Origin of the sequence: Nonomuraea sp. NPDC049784 (genome assembly GCF_040659615.1) — a bacterium.
Lineage (GTDB): Bacteria > Actinomycetota > Actinomycetes > Streptosporangiales > Streptosporangiaceae > Nonomuraea.
On sequence record NZ_JBFAMX010001083.1, the window covers coordinates 1 to 2,002 of the forward strand.

Sequence of the window (2,002 nt, forward strand, 5' to 3'; positions counted from 1 at the left end):
CTGGCAGCCGCCCGCGACGTGCCCGCCCGCGACCTCGACGCCGGGCTCGACCATCTCCTGGCCGACATCGGCGGCCCGAACCCCGAGGACGACGCCTGCCTCCTGGCGGTGGCCGTACCCGGGCGAAGCGGGTAAGGGCTTGTCAGGGGTGCGACCATAGACGCGTGCTGATGCTTCTCGACACCCCGTCGCTCTACTTCCGCGCCTTCTTCGGCGTGCCAGAGTCGATCAAGGCCCCCGATGGCTCCCCGGTCAACGCCGTACGCGGCCTCATCGACATGATCGCCACCCTTGTCCGCCAGCACTCCCCCACCGCGCTCGCGGCCACCATGGACGCCGACTGGCGACCGGCCTTCCGCGTCAACGCGATCCCGACGTACAAGGCGCACCGGGTCGCCCACGGCGACGCCGAAGAGGTGCCGGAGGCGCTCGTCCCGCAGATCGCGGTCATCCAGGAGGTGCTCGACGCCGTCGGCATCGCCCGCCTGGAGTCGCCCGGCTTCGAGGCCGACGACGTGATCGGCACCCTCACCCACCAGGCCACGGGCGCCGTCGACATCGTGACCGGCGACCGCGACCTGTTCCAGCTCGTCGACGACGCCCGCCCCGTACGCGTCCTCTACACCGCCCGCGGCATCCGCAACCTGCAGATCGTGGACGAGGCGTTCGTGACCGCCAAATACGGCATCCCCGGGCGCGCCTACGCCGACTTCGCCACTCTGCGCGGTGACCCCAGCGACGGCCTGCCCGGCGTCGCCGGCGTCGGCGAGAAGACCGCCGCCGCCCTCATCACCCGCTTCGGCTCGCTCGACGCCCTGCTCGAAGCCCTCGACGCGGGCGCCACCGACGGCTTCCCCGCGGGCAGCCGCACCCGCCTGGCCGCCGCCCGCGACTACCTGCGCGCCGCCCCCGCCGTCGTCAAGGTGGCCCCCGACGCGCCGCTGCCGCCCGCCGACCTCACCCTGCCGGCCAAGCCGCGCGACCCGGAGGCCCTCGTGCGGCTCGCCGACCGCTACGGCCTGGACAGCCCGCTCAACCGCCTCCTCGACGCGCTCGGCGCCTAGGCCGCTCTTCGCCGCACGTCAGCGCGGCCGACCTGCTCCTCTCCCTCACCCGCCGCACTTCGGCGGGGTCCCCGCGGGAGGTCATGGGTGATGCGGCGACGCCGGTGGAGCCGATCAGTGCTGGTCGTCGAGGAAGGAGTGGACGGCCTCCTGCGCGACCTCCCGCAGACGGGCGTGCACGATCGCGTTCTCCTCGCGGTCGGTGCGCACCTCCACCACGCGCGGCCCCTCCCCGCGCAGCGCCTTGGGCAGGTCGCTGATGTCCCCCACCAGCGTGTACGGCGTGCCCGTCGCGGCCGCCACATAGCCGAGGTCCACCCCGTGCGGCGTGCCGAACACCCGCTCGAACGGGTCGCGCACCGCCGCCTGGGGCAGCAGCGAGAAGATGCCGCCGCCGTCGTTGTTGACGACCACGTAGCACAGGTCGGGACGGGGCTCGCGCGGCCCCAAGATCAGCCCGTTCTGGTCGTGCAGGAACGACAGGTCGCCGATCAGCGCGTAGGAGGGCCCGTTGTGCGCCAGCGCCGCCCCCATCGCCGCGGACACCACGCCGTCGATGCCGGAGGCGCCCCTGCTGGCCATCAGCCTGATGCCGCGCCGTGGCCGCATCGCCTGATCCAGGTCGCGGATGGGCATCGAGGAGCCGCAGAACAGCAGCGCGCCGTTCGGCAGCGAGTCGACCAGGTCCCTCGCCAGGCGCGGCTCGCTCGTGCCGGACGCGTCCAGCACCGCGTCCATCGACGACCTGACCGCCAGGTCGGCCTGCCGCCAGGCGTGCAGCCACGTGTCGTCGCCGGCGGCCACCGGGATCTCCACGGCCTGCGCCACCTGCGTGGCCGACCGGGTCGGGTCGGGCCAGCGGGCCAGGTCGGGCGCCACCACGATGTGCTCCCCCGCCCGCTTCAGCCACGACAGCAGCGGCCTGGACAGCCCCGGCC

Annotated in this window: 2 protein-coding genes; one reads left to right on the plus strand and one right to left on the minus strand. The window is 73.9% G+C overall.

Annotation, left to right across the window (positions count from 1 at the left end):
- The first annotated feature begins 170 nt into the window (after positions 1-170).
- On the plus strand, positions 171-1,064 hold the full coding sequence (locus tag AB0J09_RS63465; protein ID WP_360714017.1) for a 5'-3' exonuclease: 894 nt from the start codon (positions 171-173) through the stop codon (positions 1,062-1,064).
- A 114-nt stretch (positions 1,065-1,178) separates the two neighbouring features.
- On the opposite strand, the gene AB0J09_RS63470 is transcribed toward AB0J09_RS63465, so the two are convergent.
- A partial coding sequence (locus AB0J09_RS63470) for a thiamine pyrophosphate-dependent enzyme (protein WP_360714015.1) occupies positions 1,179-2,002 on the minus strand: 824 nt, incomplete at its 5' end.